Here is a 24,902-nt window from a genome sequence, read left to right as displayed (position 1 = left end):
CTTGCTGCGAGAAGTGATTGAATATGACTTCAAGTTCCCCGCAGAGCGTGCTGCGATTGACAAGGAACTCGTTACTCTCAGCTCTCTTTCCTCTGCACAAATTACGGAGTGGTTTCATTCGTTTGCGGCATTGTCGCTCTCTTCCAAGCTCGAAGGTCTCGACTGGATCAATCGTCCGGCTCAGTTTACAGAAGAGGAATCGGCATACCTCTGGGCTACTCATCAACTTGACGCCTTTCGCAAGGCTGCATTGGACTATGGAGATCGCCTTCGATCTTCACTTCCCGCTGAGCCGCTTCCTATGCGCAGACTTGGCATTGCAGTCATAGGGCAAGGTGTGGCGTCCTTTGATTCGCCGTTGTTTCGTAATCTGCGCGCACACGGTACATACTTTGGGCAGGTCAAGCCAGACAATGGCCTCGAATTGCTTCTTGCGGCGGTCGAAGCGCGGGCAAAATCGCAACCTGTTTCTTATGGCCATTGGTATGTTGATGGAGGACAAGTTGTCAGGCAAACTCCGCTGCTGACGAACGTGTCCTATCAGGCACTTGGGCCCGTGCGTGACAGTCTACTCAAATACATGCAAACTGAGATTGCTCGGCCAGGCATGGGACCGGAAGAATTGCGTTCTGGCCTGGCGCGGCTACTGCCAACGGATCTCGGTATGGGCAAGGCTGGAGACCCAATCCTGGATCGTTTTCAGGTGAGGGTGTTTACTGAAGGCTCTGGGACCCAGATCTTTAGCACTACATTTGCCCAGTGGACAACTCGTGAAGCGCTGCGGCGTGCCCAGCCGCTGACCTTATTGGTACGCTATGCTCCTCGACAAAGGCAGCAACCAATGAGCGAACTGCTCTCCAATCCCAATGCGAATCCTGAGCTGGATCCCAGCGGCTCTCTTGTCGATGCAGACATGGCTGCCTACTATCATTGGATCAACCAGCAGCGGCTGACAGGGGCAGAACAGTCGTCCTTTCTCGTGTGGTTTGAAGGCCACAATCAAGCCTTGGTGATTGCCCCATCGTTGCCGAGAGGGGCGCAGTCGGACTCATCGTTGGACCTCAAAGAACTGCTTTCACTGGCCATAAGCTGATCGAATATTGAAGATTTCCTGAGACGATGCATCTGCCCATACGCTGATGCTCACTAGAGGGGTCCCTTTTTTCTCGTCCGAGCGCTTCGTCACAGGGCGGGTTTTGCGTCAGCAATCAAGAATTCAAGGAGTTTTCACAATCACTTGCCTCTGGACACACTTGGTTATGGCTATCTGAACGGAAGTGCATAAACCAAAGTGCATTTTCGTTGCTGCGAATCCTTTTTCAACGTTGGATCGTCTACTCATTATCAGTACGCGTCGCAGTTCTCTCTTTTGCCTAACCATTTGTTCGTGCACCTAATTAAAGATCGATCTCCATGTAATCCAATTGATCTATCCACTTTCAGGATAAAAGCTTCTTTATATTCTGATTGCCCATTCACTGCTATCAACGAAAGCCGCGCAGATACGTTTAAATCATCAGCCGGGTGGGTTCTTCCTATTTTCGTTGCAGCTTACTTGACTGCCCATCGTTTTCGGCGGAATCTGCGCCAAGAATGTTAGAGAGGAACTAAAGACTCATGTGGATCGTCCGCCTCGCACTGCGACGGCCATATACATTTGCGGTCCTTACGATCTTATTGATGATTCTCGGTCCACTGGCCGTCAGTAACATGCCAGTTGATATCTTTCCGAACATCAATATCCCTGTCGTCTCGATGATCTGGGAGTACACGGGCCTTTCGCCTCAGCAGATGGCCGACCGCATTGTCACGCGCAGCGAGCGCTCGCTCACTACGACGGTCAATAATATCGAACACATCGAATCGCAGTCGCTGAATGGCATTGGCGTCATCAAAATCTTCTTTCAGCCTAACGTGAATATCGCCAATGCTGTGGCACAAGTGACTGCCATTGGCCAGACCCAGCTTAAGCAGTTGCCGCCGGGCACTACATCGCCCCTTATCCTGCAGTACAGTGCTTCGAGCGTACCCATTCTCCAGCTTGGCCTGTCAGGTCAGGGTCTTTCGGAACAGCAACTCAATGACTTCGGTCTCAACTTCATCCGTACGCCACTGGTCACTGTTCCAGGTGCCGGCATTCCTTATCCCTACGGCGGCAAGCAGCGTCAGGTGCAGGTGGACCTCAACATTCAGGCGCTACAGGCCAAAGGCCTTTCGCCTTCGGATGTGGTCAATACGATTGCCGCGCAAAACCTGATTCTGCCTTCGGGCACAACCAAGGTTGGACCGTTCGAGTATCAGATCGAAACCAATAGCGCGCCTTCGACCATTGCAGGCCTTAACAATCTTCCCATTCGCGCGGTCAACGGCGCCATGGTCTATATTCGCGATGTAGCTCATGTCCGTGATGGATTTCCACCGCAGACCAACATCGTTCGTGTCAATGGCCAGCGTGCTTCCCTGATGTCGATCATCAAGACAGGCAATGCTTCAACGCTCGATATTGTTAAAGGGATTCGTGCCAAGCTGGTTACTCTCAAACCGCAGCTACCAGCCGCGCTAGAGATAACTCCTCTGGCGGACCAGTCAATCTTTGTTCGGGCATCAATCGACGGCGTTGTGCGTGAAGCGATTATTGCGGCTTGCCTGACGGCCTTCATGATTCTTGTCTTCCTCGGAAGCTGGCGCAGCACACTGATTATTGCTGTATCCATTCCGCTCTCCATTTTGTCGTCTCTGCTGGTCCTGAGTGCCCTCGGCGAGACGATCAACATTATGACCTTGGGAGGTCTGGCGCTGGCGGTAGGCATTCTCGTTGACGATGCCACCGTCGAAATTGAGAACATCAACCGCAACCTCGAAGAGGGCAAGGTCGTCGAGCAGGCGATTCTCGACGGTGCGGAACAGATCGCCATTCCTGCGCTGGTTTCGACAATCTCCATCTGCATTGTGTTTGTGCCGATGTTCTTCCTGAGCGGCGTTGCCAGATATCTTTTTGTCCCGCTCGGGGAGGCCGTCGTCTTCGCCATGCTGGCTTCGTATATTCTGTCGCGCACCATCGTGCCTACGATGGCCAAGTATCTCCTGCATGAGCATGATGAAGAGGCCAACGCAAAGAAGCGGACCACGCGCAATCCCTTTGTGCGGATGCAACAGACCTTCGAGCATTACTTCGAAAAATTTCGCGGCGGCTACTACAGGGTCTTAGAGCTTTGCGTCAATCATGCTGGAATTTTTCTGGTGCTGTTCATGGCATTCGCCATCTTGTCTGCAGCCGCGCTCTATCCTTTTCTGGGCGAGGATTTCTTTCCCTCTGTCGATAGCGGCCAGTTCAAACTGCATGTGCGCGCCCGTACGGGAACTCGCATCGAAGACATGGCTGAACTCTGTGATCACATCGACAATGTGATTCGGCAGACCATCCCAAAAGGCGAGCTGGTATCTATCATTGATAACATCGGCTTGCCTTATAGCGGAATCAATACATCCTATTCGAACTCTGCGCCTGTCGGGCCGGGCGACGCGGACATTCAGGTGTCGCTGACGGAGAAGCATCACCCCACCGACGACTATGTACAGCGATTGCGCGGCAAGCTAGGGCGAGATTTTCCTGGTGTCACCTTTTATACGTTGCCTGTTGATATGGTGACGCAGATATTAAACTTCGGATTGCCTGCTCCCATTGACATTCAGGTTGTTGGCGCAGATCTGGCTGCCAATCGCACGTATGCCGAACAACTGCTCAACAAGATCAAGCACGTTGCGGGGACTGCGGACCTGCGCATTCAACAGCCGTTCGACAATCCAAATCTAACGATCGATATCGATCGCACCAAGGCGCAGCAGATAGGTCTGCAACAGCGCGATGTTGCGCAAAGTCTGCTCGTCGCTACCAGCGGCAGCTTTCAGACTGCACCCAGTTTCTGGCTTGATCCAAGTAATGGCGTCAGCTACAACATTGCTGTGCAGTCGCCGCAATATTCCCTCGATACGCTTCAGGACATCAGAAACATTCCTCTTACCTCCAGTACCAGCACAGGTGCAAACCTTGCAAGCACATTCAGTAACGGAGCGGGAAGTTATGCGGATAATGCGAATGCCCCGATGGGTGGACGTCCAGTACAGATCTTGGGCAATGTTGCTACCATCACTCCCGGTACCGAGCTTGGCACCGTTAGCCACTACAACATTTCGCCAGTCATCGATATCTACGGCAACGTCGTCAACACCGATCTTGCCAGTGTAGACAAACAAATAGAGAAAATTCTCGACGATTCCAAGGCCCAACTCCCGCATGGTTCGCTGATCAGCGTGCGCGGCCAGGTGCAGACCATGCGAACTTCATTTGCTGGCCTGTTCAGCGGTCTTGCGCTTTCTATCCTGCTTGTCTACTTGCTAATCGTCATCAATTTTCAATCGTGGCTTGACCCATTCATTATTATCTCGGCCTTGCCCGCCGCGATCTCCGGCATTGTGTGGTTTCTGTTTATCACTCACACGCGTGTCAGTGTGCCTGCGCTTACAGGCGCCATCATGTGTATGGGAGTGGCAACGGCCAACTCGATCCTGGTTGTCAGTTTTGCCCGCGAGCGACTGCTCGCCACCGTGGGCGACGCTCGCAGCGCTGCGCTGAGCGCCGGCTTCGTGCGATTCCGTCCGGTGCTGATGACCGCGCTCGCCATGATCATCGGCATGGTGCCGATGGCGCTTGGGTTAGGCGATGGCGGAGAACAGAATGCACCGCTGGGCCGCGCCGTCATAGGCGGCTTGCTCTTCGCCACTGTTTCTACTCTTTTCTTCGTTCCTACTTTCTTTAGTGTCCTGCACGGCAGGCTCGAAAGACGCCGCCGCGAACGCGAGGCCCGTCAGCAGCACGGCCTGCCAGCCACATCGGAGTTTTAGCCCATGAGCCAATCACCTCACTCAGAACTGCGCGATGACCAAACTCCTATTCAGGGGCACGATAGCCATATCCCGACAGGGAACGGCAAACCGCCTATCTCGGGACGCAAGGCAATCCTGCTGGTTCTCGTTCTTCTAGTGGTCGCCGTTATACTCGCTGCTACTGGCATCGTTCCGCGACTTCGTGCACGTACAACCCTGCAACAACAGACGGATGCTCTCGCTGCTCCCGATGTCATCACTGCGAAGCCAACCATGGGGCAACCTTCGCAAGAGGTCGTGCTCCCCGGCAATATCTATGCCTATCAAGACTCGCCCCTCTATGCTCGCACCAGCGGCTATCTGAAGAAATGGTACTTCGACATCGGAGGGCATGTTAAAGAAGGCCAACTCCTTGCCATTATTGAGAGCCCGGAGATTGATCAACAACTGATGCAGGCAAAGGCCGATCTGGCCACCGCGGAGGCTAATGCCGGTAATGCGCAGATTCAATCAAAGCGCTATCAGGACCTGCTCAAGTCCAATGCGGTCTCGAAGCAGGATACGGACACCTTCACGACGCAGGCAGCTTCTACCAGCACCGCAGTTAAATCTGCATTTGCGAATGTTCAACGTCTGGAGCAACTCGTTGGCTTTGAAAAAGTCTACGCTCCGTTCGACGGTACGATTACGGCACGCGATGTAGATACAGGCACGCTCATCGACGCAGGCGCGAATAAAGAACTCTTCCATATTGCCGCCGAGCGTGTTTTGCGCGTCTATGTTAATGTCCCGCAGATCTATGCGCATGACTGCGTTCCCGGACTCCCCGCCGACCTTACCTTCGACGAATATCCGGGACGCCGCTTTCAGGGCAAGGTTGTTCGTACTTCTAAAGCCATCGACCCCGTATCGCGCACTTTGCTGGTGGAGGTCGATGTCGACAACAGCAAAGGGGAATTACTGCCCGGAGCTTACACGCAGGTTCACTTTAAGATCGATAACGCTAAGCCGTCGCTGATCGTCCCCGTCTCTACGCTTATGTTCCGCACCGAAGGTTTACGCATCAGTGTCGTGCAGCATGGCGATACTGCCAGATTGGTGCCTATCACAATTGGCCGAGACGATGGCCGAGTTGTCGAGGTCGTATCCGGTCTGGAACCACAGAGTGAAGTGATCCAGAACCCGCCGGACTCGCTTATCGACGGAGAAAAAGTACATATCGTGAAGCCTGGAGCGCAATCGGCTGGTCAACCTTCTCAGGCGCAACAGGGTGAAGACAAGTGAGAACCAATCGCCAATCTTCGTTCTTACGCATCACGCTTGCCGGATCTATATGCTTCGGGTTGGCTGGATGCACCGTCGGGCCGAACTATCATCGTCCTTCGGCGCCTACGGCACCTGCTTTCAGTCAAACGGTGCCGCCGCCAAATCCTCTCAATGGAAGCTGGAAACAGGCACAGCCCGGAGATACTGTTCTACGCGGTAAATGGTGGGAGATCTATCACGATACCCAGTTGAATGCGCTGGAGGACAAAATTGCCATCTCCAACCAGACGCTCAAAGCTGCGATGGGTGAATACTTCCAGGCGCGTGAGCAGGTGCGTGTTGCTCGCTCGAACTACTACCCCACGGTAGGCGCAGGGCCTTCCGTCTCGCGCACTCGCGAATCCTACAACCAGCCCAACACGCAGCGCTCCGTCACCAAGTATCAATACAATACCTTTGCCCTTGAAGGACAGGCTCTGTGGGAGCCCGATCTATGGGGTCAGGTGCGCCGCACTGTTGAGCAGGCGCGCGCCAACGCACAGGCAAGCGCCGCTGATCTGGCCAATGTTGAACTCAGCATCCGTTCCGAGATTGCAACAGATTATTTTGAGATGCGTGGTCTCGATACGCAGCAGGCGTTGCTCGACAGCACGGTGATTGCTTACACGGATTACTACAATCTCACCCAGGTTCGCTTCAAAGGTGGCGTAGCCACCGACGTGGATGTCGCCGAAGCAGAGACGCAGTTGAGGACCACGAGAGCGCAAGCCATCGATATCGGTGTAGCCCGGTCGCAGTATGAGCATGCCATTGCAACGCTTGTCGGCACCTCGGCATCCAGCTTCTCTCTGCCTGCCATGCCGCTTCATCTCCAGCTTCCCACCGTTCCTGCCGGTGTTCCTTCGGCACTACTGGAGCGGCGACCTGATATTGCCGCAGCCGAGCGTCGCGTAGATGCTGCCAACGCTCAGATTGGCGTGGCGATCTCTGCCTACTATCCAACGATCTCTCTTAATGGAGTTGGTGGTTTTGAAAGCACCAATCCCGGCACCTGGATTCAAGGCCCCAGCGCGCTTTGGGGACTCGGTGGTTCAGCACTTGAGACGCTCTTCGACGCGGGACGCCGCCATGCTATCACCCAGCAGGCGCGAGATGCCTACGATATGCAAGTGGCAAACTATCGGCAAACTGTACTCGTCGCATTTCAGGAAGTAGAAGACAACCTCGTCGCATTGCGCGTTCTTGATCAAGAAGCTGCTGTTGAAAAGACGGCCGTCGATTCTGCCCAGCGATCGTTGCTTCTCAGCACGAAACGCTATAAAGGCGGTGTCACTACCTACCTCGAAGTTCTGACTGCGCAAACGGCGCAACTGAATAACGAACGAACCGATGCCGATATCACGACGCGCCAGTTCGCAGCCAGCGTCGCTCTCATCAAAGCCTTAGGCGGTGGTTGGAACACTACTCAACTGCCCAACCCATAATCAATCCTGAGGCTCAAAGAGCCTTTTGAAGAGATCAGCCTCAACAATCCATGTGTCCAGAGACATCCTTCCAGAAACGGCCGACTCATTAGAGTTTCTGTAAAGTGTCTGAGTTACCTCTTTACAGACCTTCCCTTCTCAAAGAGTGACGCATTTCGCGGGTGTAATGTCGTACTTTGTACGGCTATAGATATGGTAGGCGTCTAATGTAATGGAATGTTCAATGCGAGAGCCTATAGAGACGTGGCACGATAAACCTATATCCACGTCTCCTCCTGCCGACACAACGAGATTGAGCGCATCACTTGTAACTCCAGGTGAAAGAGGCCATCCACTGCGCATGAACGTTCGTTGCTGCCAGAAGGCCGCACATATCAAAAGCGCATTATTGAATTCGCTGGATCGTTCCCGCTCCCGTCCACCACTACACTATGGGGAGAGTTAAAGCCACTCACCACCGGGATGGTGCCTCCGGCGTGCGCCGCTGGCCCGGGTATCGCCCTGGCCGCCCGGCAGGCGACCGCCCGCACGGCGAAGCAGACAAAGTGCATCGCAATGCTTCCTGCCTTGCGGTTGGTATTCCGGGGAGGCAAGACAGAAACGGGCGATCAAAGCCAGATGGCAAAGTCATGCGGGGATACTTCCTTATAAAGTTCTTGAGTAAACTCTCTTTGAAACAGGCAACCACCAAAGGGCCCCTTTGGCGGGCAGCCAGTGCGGAAATCTGTCTCGCGCAGCTCAGATTGTCAGTCCTTGGCCGCTTCGAATTATCGGCGGCGATGCCCGTTCCCCATATGCAACCTATGTACTATGTCATTGATATATAAGAAGCGCAAGGCTGCCTGAAAGTAGCAGCGGACAAGCCACCGTCGGGACCGCAAGGCTTATCAGGGCGAAAAGCTGCCGTTACCGGATGGCATGATTATTGCCCGGCTGGCCTGGAGCTACTTCCCGTCTGAGGAAAACAACAAAGTCCTTGACCGTGAACAGTCTTTGTTGCCGGGTCACCCACGAATGTTCAGTTCATGGTCAAGGACTCCAGAAAGTACGCCGAGACAGGCGGTTGGGGATTCGCCAAATTTGCTGATGGTAAACCGGCAAACGAGGCGGAGCCCAAAGCCTGCTTTTCTTGCCACGAACCTGCCAAGCTCGGGACTGTGTTTTTACTCACTACGCGCGATGATAGGAAGAATGGAAACCCGAGACATCGAAGCGAAAACGCATCGTGTTGTTTCCATCATCATTTCGCCTAATTGTGAACGGTCACCTGTGATCGGAGACGTATATCTTCTGAGGAGGACCCGATCATCAGATTGAAAGTGCCGGGCTCTACGATGAACTTCCTGGTCCCGATATCAAAGAAAGAAAGCTCAGATGTTCGTAAGAGCATCTGCACATGGGTAGTTTCACCGGGTTGCAAGCTGACGCGCGTAAATGCGCGCAGGCTCTTAATCGGTTGCGCGGCCATGCTTTGCACCTGATGAGTGTAAAGCTGGGGAACCTCGGTGCCTGCTCGATCGCCTATGTTCCGGAGATCGAATGAGATCTCTATCTGGCCAGTCTGCGAGACCGAGGATGCCGAAAGCTTCAAATTGCTATATGAGAAGCGCGTGTAGCTGAGGCCATGGCCGAAGGGATAGAGAGGCAATCCCTTGAAATAGAGATAGGTGAATCCCTTCGATACGTCGTATTCATTTTGTGGAGGAACACCGTAAAGGCTCGCATACACGGTGTAAGGAAGATGTCCACTCGGATTGTTGTCGCCGAAAAGTGTGCGTGCGATGGCGATGCCGCCCGCTTCACCCGGATACCAGGCATCGAGGATCGCGGGCACATGATCCTGCGCCCAGGTGACGGCCAGCGGACCTGCATTCATCAATACCAGCACCGTTCGAGGATTCGCAGCGACGACGGCCTCCATAAGTTGTTGCTGCGCACCCGGAAGGTTTAGGTCGCGCCGGTCGCGCCCTTCAGCCTCGATGTGCAGGTTCGTGCCGAGAAAGAGTATCGCCACATCGGACTTGCGCGCGAGTTCAACAGCTCGCGCTATTGCAGCCGGATCCGCGGGTTCGGTAAAGCCCGTGCCTTTTTCGTACTGCACGTTAACACCAGGGCCAAGCAACTGCCGCAGGCCTTCCAGGGGGCCGATCTTGCGTGCGGGCGTCCCGTAATAGTTGCCCGTTTCGTAATCCTCATCTCCGGCAGGGCCGATTACTGCAAGCGAGTGGACAGCATCGCGTCTCAGCGGCAAAAACTTGTCGCGGTTGCTCAAGAGCGTCATCGATTCTTCGGCAGTCTTCAGCGCCAGTTCAAGATGCTCCGGAGAGCGCACTACGCTCATCGGAATTTTGCTGTAGGGGCTGCTGCCGGGAGGATCAAATGCGCCGAGACGAAAACCGACGCGCAACACACGGGTAAGTGCACGGTCGACATCCTGCGTGGATAAAAGCCCACGCTTGACGGCAAGGGGGATATTGGTCTGGAACTCCGTATCGTCGGAATCATTGCCCGCTTTGATTGCGAGAGCAGTTGCCACGACCGGATCTTCCGTAATCCGCTGGCCCGGTTCGCTAGAACCTTCGCGCCCTGTCAACAAGGCGACGGCACCAAGATCGTCAGTCACAAAACCATCGAAGCCCCATTGGTCGCGAAGAATATCCGTCAGCAGAAGATGGTTAACGGCATCAGGTGTTCCATTGATGGCGTTGTATGAAGACATAACGGACTGTGCATGTCCTTCGGTGATCGCGGCCTTCCATGCAACCATCCAGTATTCCATGAAGCTGCGTTCATCCACTTGGACGGATAAGTGCTGCCTGCCGGTCTCGACGTTATACACAGCGAAATGCTTTATGGTCGCAGCCAGTTTCAGATGATTGATGTCGTCGCCCTGAAGTCCTTTCACATACGCCACAGCCATTCTTCCTGTTAGATAAGGGTCTTCGCTGAAGACTTCTTGAATACGGCCCCATAGCGGATTGCGGCTGAGATTGATTACAGGAGAACGATAGACGAGACCATGCTTCGAACGGGGACCATCCGCGTTACTGTTATAGAGGGCCCGTGCTTCATCTGACATAGCATCTGCGATTGAGTGCACCAGGTCGGGGTCCCAGGTTGCTCCCATTGCAATCGGCGCGGGAAAAAGAGTGGTTGGCTCTTTGGACCAGACACCGTGCAACGTTTGATTCCATCCTCCCCACATGGGTACATGCAAGCGCGGAATGCCAGTGTTGAGATGATTGAGCTGTTCTGCTTTTTCTTCAAGCGTCATCCGGCTAATCAGATCGGCAATGCGTTGCTCCACAGGCTTCGAAGGATCGACGTAGGCAGGCGCGGCCTGGGTTTGCGCTACGGCAAATCCGCAGTAGAGGAGACATACAAAAGAGAGAAAGGCATGTTTCATACGACGACCCTCGTGAAACGAGATTTAGATTTATTTGTTATCAATGGCCGCAGGTGCAATCCATCATGTGCCACATCTGCGCGAAGTTTATTTGTGGCAGCCGAATCATCCCTGACTGGCGGCAAGATCGCGTAGCGGCTCCACAACCGACGACATATCCTTCTCGCCATAGCCGGCCATGATTGCCCGCTCAAAGAGCGTGTTCGCATTCGCGGCAGTTGTCAGGCTAATTCCGCTTTCCGCAGCGGCGGCGTGGGCATAGTCAAGATCTTTAGCCATCAGCTTCAGCAGAAAATTTACATCGTAATTGCGACTTGTCATTCGGGTGGCGATGCTCGCCAGCAAGGGGCTTCCGGGCGCGCCTCTTTTGAGAATGTCCAGCGCCTTGTCACGATCGAGGCCACTACGCTCAAGCCATGCAATGCCCTCGGCTAAGGATGCAACCTGTACCCCGCAGAGAAAGTTGTTTACAAGCTTCATCTTCGCGCCCGAACCTGAAGCGCCGAGATGCACAATCTCCTTACTCATAGTTCCAAGTACGGGAGTGGCTATCGCGAGTGCTGCCTCAGAACCGCCAACCAGAAATGAGAGTTGGCCGTCTTCAGCCTGGATTCTGCTACCGGTTACTGGCGCATCCAGCAGATCGAGGCCCCTTGCATTCGCCAAGGAAGCCAACTCTGCAATCCATGCGGGGCTTACAGTACTCGATTCAATTAACACCGCGCCGCTATCAGCCGCCGCGAGAGCGCCATGCATTCCTGTCCAGGTTTGGCGCGAAGCTGCATCGTCTGCAAGCATCGAAATAATTATTCGAGCTCCCTTCACCGCCTCTGCGGGCGTTGCCGCAACCCGCGCCCCTTGTGCGCTAAACGCCTTCGACTTCGCAGCCGTGCGATTGTAGATGGTCAGCGAAAAGCCTCCCCTCAGGAGGTTTCTCGCCATGCCGCTGCCCATAGTTCCCAGTCCAAGAAGTGCCACGGACGCTTTTTCCATCATTCCTCCATACATCGCTCGGGTCGCTACGCCAGTGAACGGACGCGGACCGGATGGGTCGATTTAACTTCTTCTGTAATTGAGTTCCGAAGCGGTCGCCCATAGCCTTCAAAGCTCACCTCAGTGATGTCGCCTTCGCGAAGAACGATGTCGTCAGCAAAGGAAAGTGCATCCGCGCCGAAGAAGTGCACATGCACGCTGCCCGGCTGACGATGTCCCGCGAACTTGAAGTGATGGTGCTCTAGATTGGCGAGGCTGTGGCACATATTTTTCTCGCCGGTGGAGATGCTTTTCTGCCATAAGCTCTCGCCCGAGCGTTGTATCTTTACTCTTCCCCGAATATCGCCAAACTCTGCCCCGACAACCAACTCCGGCCCCAGACTGCAGGTGCGTAACTTCGATCCCGCCAGATTCAGATAATTACGCTTCTCAAACTTGTGATCGGAGAACTCATTTCCATTGGCCATGCCGATGCGATATGGCGTTCCATCTTCCGCGACAATATATATCCCCGCAATCTCCGCCTCTTCGCCACCATCCTCGGCACATTCAGGAATTTCCAGCGGTTCAAGATGTGCGCGTACGACAGAGCCGTCGCCTTTGAAGAACCACTCCGGCGCGATGCCGATCTGGTTTTCCGGCGGGCGTCCGGCGTCTACGCCCCACTGAAACATCCGCATGCTGTCCGTCAATATCTCTTCCCGCTTCGGCTGATCGGCAAGGTGCATTGCTTGACGTTGCTGGGCGCTTCCAAGATGTGTCAGGCCGGTTCCGGCAACAAGAAGGCGCGAAGGTATCCCCGGCACATCGATCGGTGCCAGCAGCCGCCAAGATGATTTGCCGTTGTAGACATCGTCGTATAACAGCGTCTCGCCGGTCGCGCGTGAGACAGCGTCTTCTGCGATGGACCGGGATGCCCGCAAACATTCCTGCGCCAGTTCATAGACGGATGAGATGCCCGTGAGGCATCGCAGGTAAGGCTCTTCCACAAGCGCTACGCGGCGAGAAGAAGAGTCGGCGATTTGAACAAGATGAATGATCATAATCTTTGTTTTATCCAATCACGGTAAAGCGCTTAAGCGACTCTTCATTGACCGTGAGACCAAGGCCAGGTGTTTTATCATCGAGATCGATATGGCCGTCCGTAGGAACAGGCTCACCATCGAAGATGTACCAGAAGAGCTCATTGCCAACCTCGACATCCACCTTTGGAAAGAACTCCGCAATCGGCGAGTTCAGGCTGGACATGACAACGTGATAGTTATGCATCTGCCCTGCATGCGGCACGACGGGAACTTGGAACGACTCAGCCAGTGCTGAAATCTTGCGTGCCTGGCTGATGCCTCCAACGCGATTGGTGTCGAACTGGATATAGTCAAGGGCATTCGCCTCCAGCAATGCGCGAAATCCAAAGATGGTGAACTCGTGTTCGCCTCCGGCAATCGGAATGCGTCCATAACTTTTCAATTCTTTGTAGCCTCGCGTGTCATCCGGAATGACAGGTTCCTCCAACCAGCGAAGATTGAATTGTTCCAATCGCGGCAGCATGCGCTTTGCATAATCCAGTGTCCAACCCATGTAGGCATCGGTCATCAGATCGATGCCATCCCCGATTACCTCGCGCACAGTGCTAACAAGCTCGATATTTCGTAGCATTCCTTCTGCCCCATCGATTGGACCCCAACCGAAACGCAGCTTCATCGCTTTGTAGCCCTGGTTTTTGTAGTTTTGAGCTTCGACGCGTAACTGGTCGAGTGGCATAGAGTAGAGCCGGCTTGCATAGACGGGAATGCGCTCCTTCGTACGACCTCCCAACAATCGATACACGGGCTGCTTCGCATCTTTGCCAAGCAGGTCCCATAGCGCGATATCTACGGCTGAGATTGCGGTCATGGCGACGCCCTTGCGGCCAAAAGCAATGGTGCGTCGATACATCTGCTGCCAAAGATATTCGGTATCCCATGGATCGGCGCCGATCAAGATTGGTTTTAAATAGGTGTCAATCAGCGTCTTTGTCACCAGCGGCGAGAGCGCAGCATTGCCCAGGCCTACGAGACCGGAATCTGTAAAGATCTCTACAAGAACCCAGCCATGAAAGGCAAAGTTGCCCATCGATGCGTCACGAAATGTAACGAGGTCCATCGGGTTAGTGCAGAAGTGGGGGGGAAGCGGTACTGTCTTGCCTTCCCACTGAACGACGCGCGTGCGGACTTCAGTGATCTTCATACGTTGCTCTCTATCTCCAGGAGGTCAGGTGTCCGAAGCGGTTGAATCCTGCCGATGAATAAAACAATGGCGAGGAAGCCGATGAGGTGAAATGTGCCGACGAGGACAAAGAGTGTCCCGTAGGTGAAGCCGTGGCCAAGCAGATATCCGGCGACCATGCCAAAGATGGCGCCGCCGATCGCGCCGCCGAATCCGACAAGACCCGAGACTGTTCCCACAAGCGAGAGCGGAAAAATATCAGCAGGAACCGTCATGATGAGACCAGACCAGGATTGCTGGCAAAAAAACGCGATGCTGAACAGCAGAATCGCAAGCTGTACGGGAACCAGCGGTACCAACATCACAACGGGCATAAAAACGGCGCTAAGGCCAAGTGCAAGCTTCCGAGCGCGGTCGAGTGAGTTTCCGCGACGAAGCAGCCTGCTCGAGTACACTCCGCCGACAAAGCTGCCTATCCCCGAGGCAGCATAGGGAATCCATGCATAGTAACTTACGTGTTTGATATCGAAGCCACGCGCGTCATAGAGATATTTCGGCAACCAGAAGAGCAGGAAGTACCATGCTGAATCACTCATGAACTTCGCGAAAACCAGCGTCTGCACACTGCGTATTCCAAGCACTTCGCGAAAGGTAAATTGCTGGGCGACTAGTCGAGCATCGAGTGTATTCGAGGATATGGTCAGTGGGTTGCCACGATAAGAGACAGACCACCAGAGAACCCAGGCAAGTCCCACTGCGCCTGAAGAGACAAAGACAGTGCGCCAGCTGCTGTGCAGTAATACAAAACCAATAAGCGGCGGAGCCAGAACAGAACCGAGTGCGGTACCAGCGTTGATAAAGCCCATTGCCGTCGAGCGCTCTTCAGGCGGAACCCACTCAGCTACTACGCGAACCGCGGCAGGAAAGCCACCGCCTTCACCCATGCCGAGCAGAAAGCGTGCGCACAGCAGGAGCGTGAATCCGGAGGCAAGGCCATGCAGCATACATGCCAGGGACCACCAGAGCATGATCAGCATGAAACCGCGCCGCGTGCCGAGCTTGTCGAGTAATCTTCCGCCGATGACATAAAGAGCGGCATATGAAATCAGAAAGGAAGTCTGTAGATAAGAAAACTGCTGGTTTGAGATGGGGATATTGCGTTGTATGGCGGAGATCGCGACCGGCAAAGTCTGCCGATCAAAGTAACTGATTGCGATAGCTGCGGTGACGAGCACGACGGCGTACCAACGTAGGCTGGCCTCGCTGCGCGGTACTTTGTCGTGTCTTTGCTTGTCCAAAAAACTCATGAATGGTTCGCTCTTACCATTTCAGGTGTAGGAGAGAGATTCCCTGTCGCGGCATCTCCGTAACGACCGTGACCTTCCCATTGTCTACGTCGAGCCACACCGGCGAAGTAAGAAGTTGAAGCTGACCGGCTGATTTTAAATCGGCATACTGCTTTGTTGTCGGATGCTGCGGAGAACCCATGTCCTTCCACACGGTATAGGCATTGCTATGTGCGTCGTCGATTCTGTAATGCTCCAACAATACCCGATGAACGCCCGCTGGAATTCCACTGATCGTCACAGCAGTAGGCGTTGCTTCGGCTGCGCCATCGACATCGTGATAGTTCCACACAAGCACAGCGGCCACATGATTGCCGTAGGTAGCGAATGCATCGACGTCGGGATCTTGTCGCACGCCCGTGGTTAACAGCGTATCGAGCGGCACCTGTCCAGTGCTGCTTGTTCTCACGCGGTTGCCGGACATGAGTGCGAACATGCGAAAGACATTCAGAATCGGTTTGTCGATACCGTTTGTCGCAAGCGAGCGAAAGCCTTCAAAGTAGTCCTTATCCTCAAATTCGAAGGACCAGCTCAGCATCGCTAACAGATTGACGGAATGCCTGTCCTGCAACGCGAAAATTCCTTTGAAGGCCGCTGCCGTATAAGCGGGATAGAGCGTGCCGTTGCGATAGTTATTCGCTCGGTTCACCTTCGAAGAGCACGCTGCGCATCCCTCTGGGTCAGCCTCGCTGATGATGATTGGCAGGCTCTTTAAGCGTGGAAACTTTGCTATAGTCTCAAAACCTTTGTCGACATCGTTCAGTTCATGCTGGATACCCATGGTGACCTTGTTGTCAACGATCGTCGGAGACCCTTTCGCATGGAAAGAGATGAAATCGATTGGGACCGGCTTTCCGTTCGCTGCGCTTTTACCTGAGTTCACATGCTCAAGGAAGTTATTGAGGAACGCATCCGCCTTTGGATTACCCGGACTTGTACTGGCTGGGCCGCCTACCTTCGCACCGGGCAGTGCAGCTTTTACGCCCGCTACTGCATAGTCGTACAGCTTCCAATACTCCTCCGGTGACGAGTGCCAGTAGTCGATGTCCGGTTCGTTCCAAACCTCGAAGTACCACCGCAGCACCTCATCCTTGCCATAGCGTTCTACCAGGTGCGCTGTCACGACCCGCGCCAACTCGCCCCACTTCGCATAATCCTTTGGAGGGTTATTCGACTTACCTGAAATTGTCGAGTGAGGATAGTGAACCTCGTACGGCTCATGTCGATTGGCCAGGTCTGCGGCCAGATCTTTGGGCATGAACCCAAGCTCGACCATGGGCCGTACACCGGCCGCCTTGTACGCGTCGAAGATGCCGTCCAGAATGGTGAAATCGTAGACCGGTTTTCCATTGACATCTTCTGTGTAGACGTTCGTCGAACTAAATTTCAGTTCCGCCTCGCCATTACCCGAGGTAAGCAGATGATGTACGCGAATATGCACTGGGACGGGGCTGAGATCGTGCAGCTCCTTCAATAGCAGTCTTCCATGGAGCATTGTGGTGTAGTTAGCTTCGTCATATCCGAACCAGCTATAGATCGGCTTGTATGGCCCAACCGGCTTGTCCAGATTCACCTGAATCGAGACGGGCGTTTGGGTCGATGCTGGTGCCGGTAGCGGCACCGTTCCCTGTGCCAGCGCAGCACTTACTGCGAAGATCTGCAGTCCTCCAATGCCACTCGCTAGAAGCGTCCGCGACAACCAACCTGAGATCTGAGGCATCCCGATTCCTTTCATTGCTAGAAGTTATATTTGAGCGCGAACTGAATATCACGCGACGGAACGGAAGTGCTGGTGATTTGCGCGCCGGTGGGGGTGTCAACAGTAGCTGAAGCTCCCGAAGTCGTGATGCTCGCGTTCGGCGGACTGAAGCTGGTGGTATTCGAAAGATTAAAGAATTCGGCTCGGAAAGATAGTACGCTCTCCCCAGGAAGCGTAAAGTTTTTGAAGATCGAAGCATCATACTGGCGATACATATCTGAACGCAGCGTGTTTGCGTGCACAGTGCCATAGGTATATTGCCCCGGCTCAACATACTTTGTCTGATCGAACCAGTGGGCGATAGAGCGCTTGAAATTAGGATTTCCGCCTGCTGGATTAAGGTTAGGACGCTGTCCGCCTACACCTGTGTTTGCAACGTCTCCGGAGATAACAGGAGTGTAAGGTACGCCGCTTCGCAGAACGACGATCGTCTGTAGTTGCCATCCCCCCAGGGCGCCGTCGACAAAGCTGTTCGCGTGTCCCAGAAAGTGCTGGCCCTTGCCTACCGGCAACTTGTAACTTCCGCTCGCAGCAAGATTTTGTGGCGTGTCATACGGAGAGAGGGCATATTCATACCCTACGTTTCCCCCAAGAGCTGGAGCCTGATTGAACTGGAAGAACTTCGAATATGTATAGGCGACCAGTGCAGACAAGCCGTATCCAGTACGATGTTCTAACTTTGCCTGGAGCGAATTGTAGTTAGTAGAGGTGTCTTGCGTGTTATAGGTGATTGTTCCCCACGGCTGATATGGCCTGCGTCCCTGAATCGAACCAGGTCCAGCTGAGGGATCGTTGAAGTCGTTTGTGCCGTTCAGGTCAACGCCATGGTTGCCGACATACCCAACTTCGAGCATATCGTTCGCCGAAAGTTGCTGTTGCAATCCCAGGCTGTAATGCTCGTTATATCCCATGTTGAGGTGCGTCTTGCTGGGCACGAGTGTCGGATTTGCCTGTGCTGAGCCAAGCGCTGTCCCAAGGAAGAAATTGTCGAGGCTGCGCGTGGGCGCGACATTTTGTGTCTGATTCACCGTTTCTGCAAGTCGGAAGGGCAGCATGTCGAGATTGACGCGGCCACTCGAACCTTCGGGCTCATAAAACATGCCGAAGCCACCACGCACAACGGTTTTATTCGTAACAGAATAAGTGACGCCAAAGCGTGGACCGAACTGGTGTTTATCCGTGTAGGTGATGTTCGATGGCAGCCCAGCCTCGCTGCTTGTCTGGATATACTGGCCAAAGAACTGATACGCTGCTGGTGCCGCAAACTGTGATGACAGGTCCGGAATAGTGCCCGAGCCCGAGACGATAATAGGTTTCGCGAGGCTGGGATCGAAAGTGCCCACTTGCCCCTTGTAGCCTGCCATCCACGGGGAATATTCATAACGCAACCCGGCGTTAATAGTCAGACGTTCACTCAAACGGATATCGTCCTGCACAAAGAACTGTTTGTACGTCTGTTGTCCGCCAAAATTATCCGCCGGGTACGCACGAGCAACGGATGAAGGGTAACCCAGCAGGAAATCCGCATAAGCATCCCCTGACTCGTTCCCATTGAAGTTGAATTGCCCTGCATAAGTTTCGCTATCATAGCCGAGCCATTGGTAATAGCGGATGAGCAATCCGAACTTGATCGACTGCTTACCTTTCAAAATCGTGAAATTTTCAGTTCCTTCTATTGCTTTACGGTCTTGCGACTTGGGACGCTGATCAAACGCGGATCCCTGTACAGCGGTATATCCGCTCCATGAATAATCTGGAAATGCCCCTCCGCTTCCTGGTCGAACCTGAGCTGCAAAGCCGGCGACGCCGAACTGTGTATTGAAGTCGGGCCCCTGCAGGAAAGCGCTCAGGCGAACATGGCTTGGAAGGTAGTGAACACGGGCCTCATTGACCTTGTTGGCCCCAATGTTCGTAATCACGCCCACCGCAATATCCTGACCGATTGAAGTCAGCGATGCCGTCTTGAGATCTGGCATCGAATTAGGGTCGACCTCCCGGTTAGTAACATAGATCCAGCGGGCAAAGAGACGGTTATGCGCGTTGATCGAGTGATCAAGGCGAACCGTGTACTGGTCGAAATCGATCGCCTGAGATGGAGCGTACGCAAACGTCCCTGTGTTGGTATTGGGCAGAGCAAAGTAATTTTGAATAGCAAGCGCCTGGGGCGAAAGTCGGTCAGTCGGGATCGTATTATTGGCAAACGGTGTGCGAACCGGGGCTCCGTTCACCGTCTTCGTGAGAAGAGGATCGTAAATGACCTTTGTGCCAAAATTTCCGCCGCGCTGGGCTTGGTTGGCAACAATGCTGTTGAATACTTCGCCCTGGCGCAGACGTTGACCTTCATAGTCGACGAAGAAGAATGTTCTGTCCTTGCCGTTATACAGGTGAGGAATGGAAACTGGGCCTCCCAGATCTCCGCCGAACTGATTGCGCTTGAGGATCTGTCGCGTTGGCGAAAAGTAGTTGCGTGCATCCAGCTTATCGTTTCGTATGAATTCGAAGATGCCGCCATGAAATTTGTTCGTTCCGCTCTTTACGGTAGCGTTGAAGAAAGCGCCCCCTCGGTTGTATTCCGCCGAATAGGGACTTTGCTGAACCGAGAACTCCTGTAGCGCATCGATGGATGTCTGGATAAATGTGCCGCCTTGATGCTGTTCAGTTACGTCAACACCATCCAGAAGAAACGAGGTCGCACTGCCGCGAATGCCGCTGATGACATTACCGTTCACGATTTCAGGCCGGATCGCCAGCGAGTTTCCAGTAGGTGCTAGCAAAGCAGCGCCCGGTGTTAGTTCTGCAAGCCGGTAAAACCCGCGGCCATTCAAAGGAAGTCCAGTGAGCTGTTGGTTGGTAATGACTTGTCCCACCGTCGCTGAGTCGGTCGCCAACAGCGGTGCTGCCGTTGTTACATCGATCGTAACCGTCGACGACCCAATCGCAAGCCTCAGATCTTCGCGAACGATCTGTCCAACCTGAACCTCAACCTTCGAGATTGTTGAGGTCTGAAAGCCTGGCGCGGTAACACTCACCGTGTATATACCGGCCGCTACCGGCGTAACGACAAAGGCACCGCTGTTATCCGTAATGGCCATCTGGGTGATGTTGGTTCCTGTATTGGTCACCTTGATAGATGCGCCGGAGATGACCGAGCCCTGCGGATCGGAGATCCTACCGACAAAGCGGCCCTGCTCAACCTGCGCCGATGCTACCCCGGCGATCGACATCGTCATGATCGCAAGGACACAAAGCTCTAACGTACGAAAAAAACGTCTGTTCTTCATCAATCTCCTCATCGATACACACTCACCAATCGTTGTGGCGCTATTTTCTGGAGCGCGCATAAAGGTAGTACCTATGAGATGTTGATGTCAACAGGAAATCGAACGGTGAAAACTTCAAAAGGTACTTTTACCATATTTAATAGATAAATACTCTTTATTTGTTGTAAGAAAGGCATCATCTTTGATAGCTTGATTTTCAGCTACCGGTAGTACCGATGGACTTCATATTTGCTTTATATGCTTTGACTTTGTGGGGCCAACTCCTCACTATAGAAGGATGAATCGTCGTCACATCCTGCCGGTGGGCACTTCAGAACAGGTGCTGAACAATAAAGAGGACGTGACCCACCTGCTTATCCTTCGCTTTCAGCAGATGCTGAGCGACGGCGTTCTCAAGCCGGGGACAAAGCTGCCATCAGAACGAGAGCTTGCAACACACTTCAAGGTGGCACGTTCTTCGTTACGTCAGGCGCTCAAAGTGCTCGAGATTATGGGCGTAATTACGCAGAAGGTTGGCGATGGAAGTTACCTGAACCGGGACGCATCTTCCGTTCTCGCTGTGCCGATGGAGTTTCTTTTCTTACTGGATGACACCTCGATCCGTGAACTGACCGAACTGCGCTTCATGATAGAGCCTGCTCTGGCTGCAAAAGCGGCGGAACGCGCCAACTCTGATGACATCGCCCTGCTGCGGCAATCTATTACGGATCTCGAACACAGCGATTGCGACCGGGTCAAACTTGTCGCCTCCGATCTTCTCTTTCACCGCGCCATCTTCCAGGCCTCGGGGAATCGCCTGACGGGACGACTTTTTTACACCATTCATCGCGCGATGCTCAACATGATCATGGTGACCTCGCAGCTTGTGGATCTGGAACACACGTTGGCGTTTCACAAACCTATCTTGGCCGCAATTGAACAACGAGATGCGCCGCTGGCAGCACGTCTTATGACGGCCCATTTAACCGATGCAAACGACCTGCTGACGTTGAGTTCAGAGAAGGAGAAAGCCCGGGCGCTGCGGGATCACATGGTCTCCGCAACCCTTGCGGTGAAAAAGGCTCCGAAAGAGGCTAAGGACACAGGTAAAGTTAGGCACGCGGGCCGTCCATCCTCACGCTGAGAAACAGGAAATTCTATCGATGGTCTGGCGTGCGACGTCGACGAGGTTTTGATGTTCGGCGCGCTATTGCCGGGTGGTTATGGCAGGTTCGCGCTCAAGTGTGACCGGGCCAATGAGGCCGGAGGGTAGGAGGGGCGAGTCGGCGCGGTATTTGCGGATGTTGGTTTGGGTGTAAGTTTTGGTTGCATTGGGCTGGGCATCGCCGATGATGCGGTTCGGCCAGAGGTTGGTGACCTCCAGTTCAATCTGATTGCTGCCGGGGACGAGGCTGTTTGAGATATCGAGGCGGTAAGGTCTGGCCCAGATAGTTCCGGCGAGCTTGCCATTGATCCGCACCGTGCAGATCTCATGCAGGCCGGTGAGGGACAGGATCGTACGTCCGCTGCCTGCGTGAGGCTGCTCGATGGTGGTGCGGTAGGTGGCGGTGCCGGAGAAGAAACGGACACCGGCGTCGGTTGAACTGGACCAGTCCGCGAAGGCGGTGAGGCGCTGTGGCGTGGTCGGAGCGCCTCGATTGGGTTGGAAGGTAAGGGTCCACTGGGATGGGGCAAGATCGGTCCGCACCGCAGGCTGGACTTCGGCGGTCAACTCACTGCCATCGGAGAGCTTCAGAATATAGGTTCCGGGCGCAGCGTCGGGCAGGGAAAGCGCGGTCTTCAGATTGCCGGATACGGGAGTCGAAACAGGGGTGCCTGCCTTCAGGACTTCGGTTACGTGCAAGGCGGCGGTCTGGGCGAAGAGGACGAAGGTCGAACCGTAGGGGGCAAGGTGAAGGGGGACTTCCGTGCGGCCGCCGGCTTCGGTGTAGGCAAGTTGTGGCGTGACGGTTCCGTCGAGAGGGTTCCAGAGCTCGGGGATTCTGTTGTCGATGCGGAAGCAAGGCCGAACGTCGATCGCCTTTGCGGTACGGTTGCGAATGAAGTAAATGTCGATCTCACCCTCGCGACGGTGGACGTAGTCGAGCTCCTTATCGAACCCTTCGAGATCCGGTGGCAGATGAAGCGTGGCGAGGGCGGCACGAGTGTCTGTTCCGCAGAAGACGATTCCTTTCCCATACGTGTGCCGGACCGGGCATGTTTGCCAGAGGTCACGCGTCAGTTGCTTGAAACGCGCCGCGCCGCGTGGTGGTAAGTTTCCGGTGGGCGCTAAGGGGGCTTCGCCGATGACACTACCACCCTGGTCCACGTAGGCGGCAATGCGTGCAAGAGATGGGAGCGAAAGGCGGCGCCCATGAGGAAGGAAAAGAAGACGGTAGGTGTTGCCGGATGGATTGCGCAGGCCCGCGGGAGTTAAGGAAAGAGTATGGAGGAGGGCGTCTTCGTTGGTGACGTCGTAGTCGTAGCCGGGAAGGACGTGTGCCGGGTCGTCGCGTTTGAGCCGGACGAAGTTCGGCACCTCGTCGCCGTAGAAGTAAAGGACATCATTGACAGCGTGGCCCTGCTGGAGGAGGAACTGCGCGCGATTGATATAGGTGAAGAAAGGTGCGCTCTGAAACCACCACGTAATGCGTGGATTCATGTGTGTTCCTGCGAAATATTCATTGCCGGGAAGCCCGAAGGAAGCTGGCGAGGACGTGAAGGCATGCCAGACGAGGCGGTTCATGCCCTCAGTGAGACCCTGGTCGAAGGATGGTTTGAGGTCGGTGGCGGGGGACTCGCTCCACTGCGGGCCGATGGAGGTCATACCCTCCTGCGCGACGAGCTGTTTGCCGTAGATGTTGGCGGCGCTGGCGGCTTCCTTGGTAAAGAAACGGTCCTCGTCGGCGGAGCGATGCTCATTGGACTGCGCCCAGTATTCTGTCTGCGGGGCGGCAGCGGAGCGGAAGGTTTCGAGAGCGTCGAGAGGCGCGGAGTGCGGGCCGCCGGACTCGGACTGAGTGCCGAGACCATACTCTTTGGCGCGTTCGGCAAAGTGGTCGTAGTGGTCGGTGACGAGATCGCCTATGGTGCGGCGGAGATCGTTGAGAAAGCGCTCGGAGGTGCCGCGGTCGTCGAGGATGCGGCCGGTGACAATGGGGAGGTAACGGACGGGGTCGTAGCCTCGGCGACGCTGGAACTCGGTCCGGAAGCGTCCGGTCCAGTTGGTGCCGCCCAGCTCCCACGAGTCGGTGGCCAGGTTGACGAGGGTTGTGTGGAGATAAGAGCGGCTGACCTCAAGCAGAGGCGTGACGGTATGGGTCCAGTAGGAGTCGAAGGCGCCGCGGTCGAGATAGTCGATGGCGAGGCCCTGCCACGCACCGCTGGAGGTGGAGACCCTGGCGTCGGAGGAGGTGTAGCCGATGCGGAGGATCTCCCATGATTTGTTCGCCGCGTTCGCCGCATTGGCAGGTGGATGCCAGCGGGTGTGGCCGGAGGCGTCGACCTGCGCGGTGATGTCGAGGACACTGGAGAGCTTGGCGTCGGCCCCGGCGGGGTCTCCGATAGCGGCTCCAAGGAGACTCTCTGTATTGGGCATGGAGAAGCTGCCTTCAGCGGCAGCCGATTTAAAGCGCAGCTGGCGGATGGGGGCGCGGGTATCTCCGGACTTGCCGGGGAGACCGGCCCCATGCACCAGGGGATAGGCGAGGACGGCGATCTGCCGATAGAAGCCATTTTTGATGGGAGGCATCGGAAGATTCGCCGGAACCTCGCCTGCACTAACAATGGTTCTGGACCAAGTCAGGATCTTAGAGGCTTGGTCGGGTTTGACGTCGGGACCACCAAGATTCCAGCCGCTGGTGATATTGAGGGTGACTTCAAGGTGCAGAGCGGCGGCGGTCTTCAGGGCGTGCAGGTAAAGCTTCGTCCATGCGGGACTGCCGAAGGTAGGGCCAGGAGGGACGTCGTCGTTGCCGCCCTGGTTGGATCCGTTCGCATCGACGAGGAGGATACCTCCAAAACCTTTGCGGCTCATCTCCGTGAGCTCGTAGGTGATGGTGTCTTCGGTGGTGTTGCCGTTGAGCCACCACCAGTAGCAGCGCAGTTTGGCCTGCGGAGGCGGAGACTGGAAGCCCTGGCGCAGTTTTGCCTCGATGGACGAGCTCGGGGACGCAATTTGGGCAGGGGCACATGCGGGGAGCAGGCTCATCAGCAAAAGGGCAAGGATGGTCTTCGATCGAATGGGCATGACACCTGAGTCTTGGAACGTTTGTCGAGGGTACAAGAAATCCCGGGGCC

At 54.8% G+C, this 24,902-nt stretch carries 14 protein-coding genes; 6 read left to right on the top strand and 8 right to left on the bottom strand.

The window, feature by feature from the left end:
• Window positions 1-13: 13 nt before the first annotated feature.
• The 5 genes from GSQ81_RS13980 (at window position 14) to GSQ81_RS20095 (ending at window position 8,887) form a co-directional block, all read left to right on the top strand.
• The gene (locus GSQ81_RS13980; RefSeq protein WP_254060192.1) at window positions 14-1,093 is read left to right on the top strand and encodes a hypothetical protein; all 1,080 of its coding nucleotides are present in this window, start codon (window positions 14-16) and stop codon (window positions 1,091-1,093) included.
• A gap of 524 nt (window positions 1,094-1,617) precedes the next feature.
• Window positions 1,618-4,902 carry an efflux RND transporter permease subunit gene (locus tag GSQ81_RS13975; RefSeq protein WP_158911310.1) on the top strand — a complete coding sequence of 1,095 codons (3,285 nt, stop codon included), beginning with the start codon at window positions 1,618-1,620 and terminating at the stop codon, window positions 4,900-4,902.
• A gap of 3 nt (window positions 4,903-4,905) precedes the next feature.
• Window positions 4,906-6,168, top strand: a complete 1,263-nt coding sequence (locus tag GSQ81_RS13970) for an efflux RND transporter periplasmic adaptor subunit (RefSeq protein ID WP_158911309.1) — start codon at window positions 4,906-4,908, stop codon at window positions 6,166-6,168.
• Window positions 6,165-7,634 carry an efflux transporter outer membrane subunit gene (locus tag GSQ81_RS13965; RefSeq protein ID WP_254060191.1) on the top strand — a complete coding sequence of 490 codons (1,470 nt, stop codon included), beginning with the start codon at window positions 6,165-6,167 and terminating at the stop codon, window positions 7,632-7,634. Before GSQ81_RS13970 ends, GSQ81_RS13965 begins: the two co-directional genes overlap by 4 nt.
• Window positions 7,635-8,659: 1,025 nt before the next feature.
• The gene (locus GSQ81_RS20095) at window positions 8,660-8,887 is read left to right on the top strand and encodes a cytochrome P460 family protein (RefSeq protein ID WP_254060190.1); all 228 of its coding nucleotides are present in this window, start codon (window positions 8,660-8,662) and stop codon (window positions 8,885-8,887) included.
• Here the strand turns inward: GSQ81_RS20095 and GSQ81_RS13955 are convergent.
• From GSQ81_RS13955 to GSQ81_RS13925, 7 genes are all read right to left on the bottom strand, one after another.
• A complete protein-coding gene (locus GSQ81_RS13955) occupies window positions 8,884-11,040 on the bottom strand; it encodes a glycoside hydrolase family 3 C-terminal domain-containing protein (protein ID WP_158911308.1) in 2,157 nt (718 codons plus the stop codon). The genes GSQ81_RS20095 and GSQ81_RS13955 overlap by 4 nt on opposite strands.
• A gap of 105 nt (window positions 11,041-11,145) precedes the next feature.
• Window positions 11,146-12,033, bottom strand: coding sequence for an NAD(P)-dependent oxidoreductase (locus tag GSQ81_RS13950; RefSeq protein WP_256369689.1), 888 nt, complete (start codon window positions 12,031-12,033; stop codon window positions 11,146-11,148).
• Window positions 12,034-12,059: 26 nt separating this feature from the next.
• On the bottom strand, window positions 12,060-13,076 hold the full coding sequence (gene araD1, locus GSQ81_RS13945) for an AraD1 family protein (RefSeq protein ID WP_174237968.1): 1,017 nt from the start codon (window positions 13,074-13,076) through the stop codon (window positions 12,060-12,062).
• 10 nt (window positions 13,077-13,086) lie between these two features.
• Complete coding sequence (locus tag GSQ81_RS13940; RefSeq protein WP_158911306.1) at window positions 13,087-14,259, bottom strand: L-rhamnonate dehydratase; 1,173 nt, start codon at window positions 14,257-14,259, stop codon at window positions 13,087-13,089.
• The gene (locus GSQ81_RS13935; protein WP_158911305.1) at window positions 14,256-15,545 is read right to left on the bottom strand and encodes an MFS transporter; all 1,290 of its coding nucleotides are present in this window, start codon (window positions 15,543-15,545) and stop codon (window positions 14,256-14,258) included. The genes GSQ81_RS13940 and GSQ81_RS13935 overlap by 4 nt, the downstream gene beginning before the upstream one ends.
• 13 nt (window positions 15,546-15,558) lie before the next feature.
• Window positions 15,559-17,304 (bottom strand): beta-xylosidase, encoded by a 1,746-nt coding sequence (locus tag GSQ81_RS13930; RefSeq protein ID WP_158911304.1) that lies wholly within the window; start codon window positions 17,302-17,304, stop codon window positions 15,559-15,561.
• Window positions 17,305-17,321: 17 nt separating this feature from the next.
• Window positions 17,322-20,624 (bottom strand): TonB-dependent receptor, encoded by a 3,303-nt coding sequence (locus GSQ81_RS13925; RefSeq protein ID WP_158911303.1) that lies wholly within the window; start codon window positions 20,622-20,624, stop codon window positions 17,322-17,324.
• A 277-nt stretch (window positions 20,625-20,901) separates the two neighbouring features.
• On the opposite strand from GSQ81_RS13925, the gene GSQ81_RS13920 reads away from it, so the two are divergent.
• The gene (locus GSQ81_RS13920; RefSeq protein ID WP_158911302.1) at window positions 20,902-21,747 is read left to right on the top strand and encodes a FadR/GntR family transcriptional regulator; all 846 of its coding nucleotides are present in this window, start codon (window positions 20,902-20,904) and stop codon (window positions 21,745-21,747) included.
• Between the two features lie 63 nt (window positions 21,748-21,810).
• Here GSQ81_RS13920 and GSQ81_RS13915 read toward each other — a convergent pair whose 3' ends face one another.
• Window positions 21,811-24,852, bottom strand: coding sequence for a glycosyl hydrolase (locus GSQ81_RS13915; RefSeq protein WP_158911301.1), 3,042 nt, complete (start codon window positions 24,850-24,852; stop codon window positions 21,811-21,813).
• Window positions 24,853-24,902 lie beyond the last annotated feature (50 nt).

The sequence above is a fragment of the Granulicella sp. L56 genome, assembly GCF_009765835.1.
Classification (GTDB): Bacteria; Acidobacteriota; Terriglobia; order Terriglobales; family Acidobacteriaceae; genus Edaphobacter.
The sequence above is the reverse complement of the archived record's forward strand: the minus strand, read 5'-3'. Positions and strand labels throughout refer to the sequence as shown.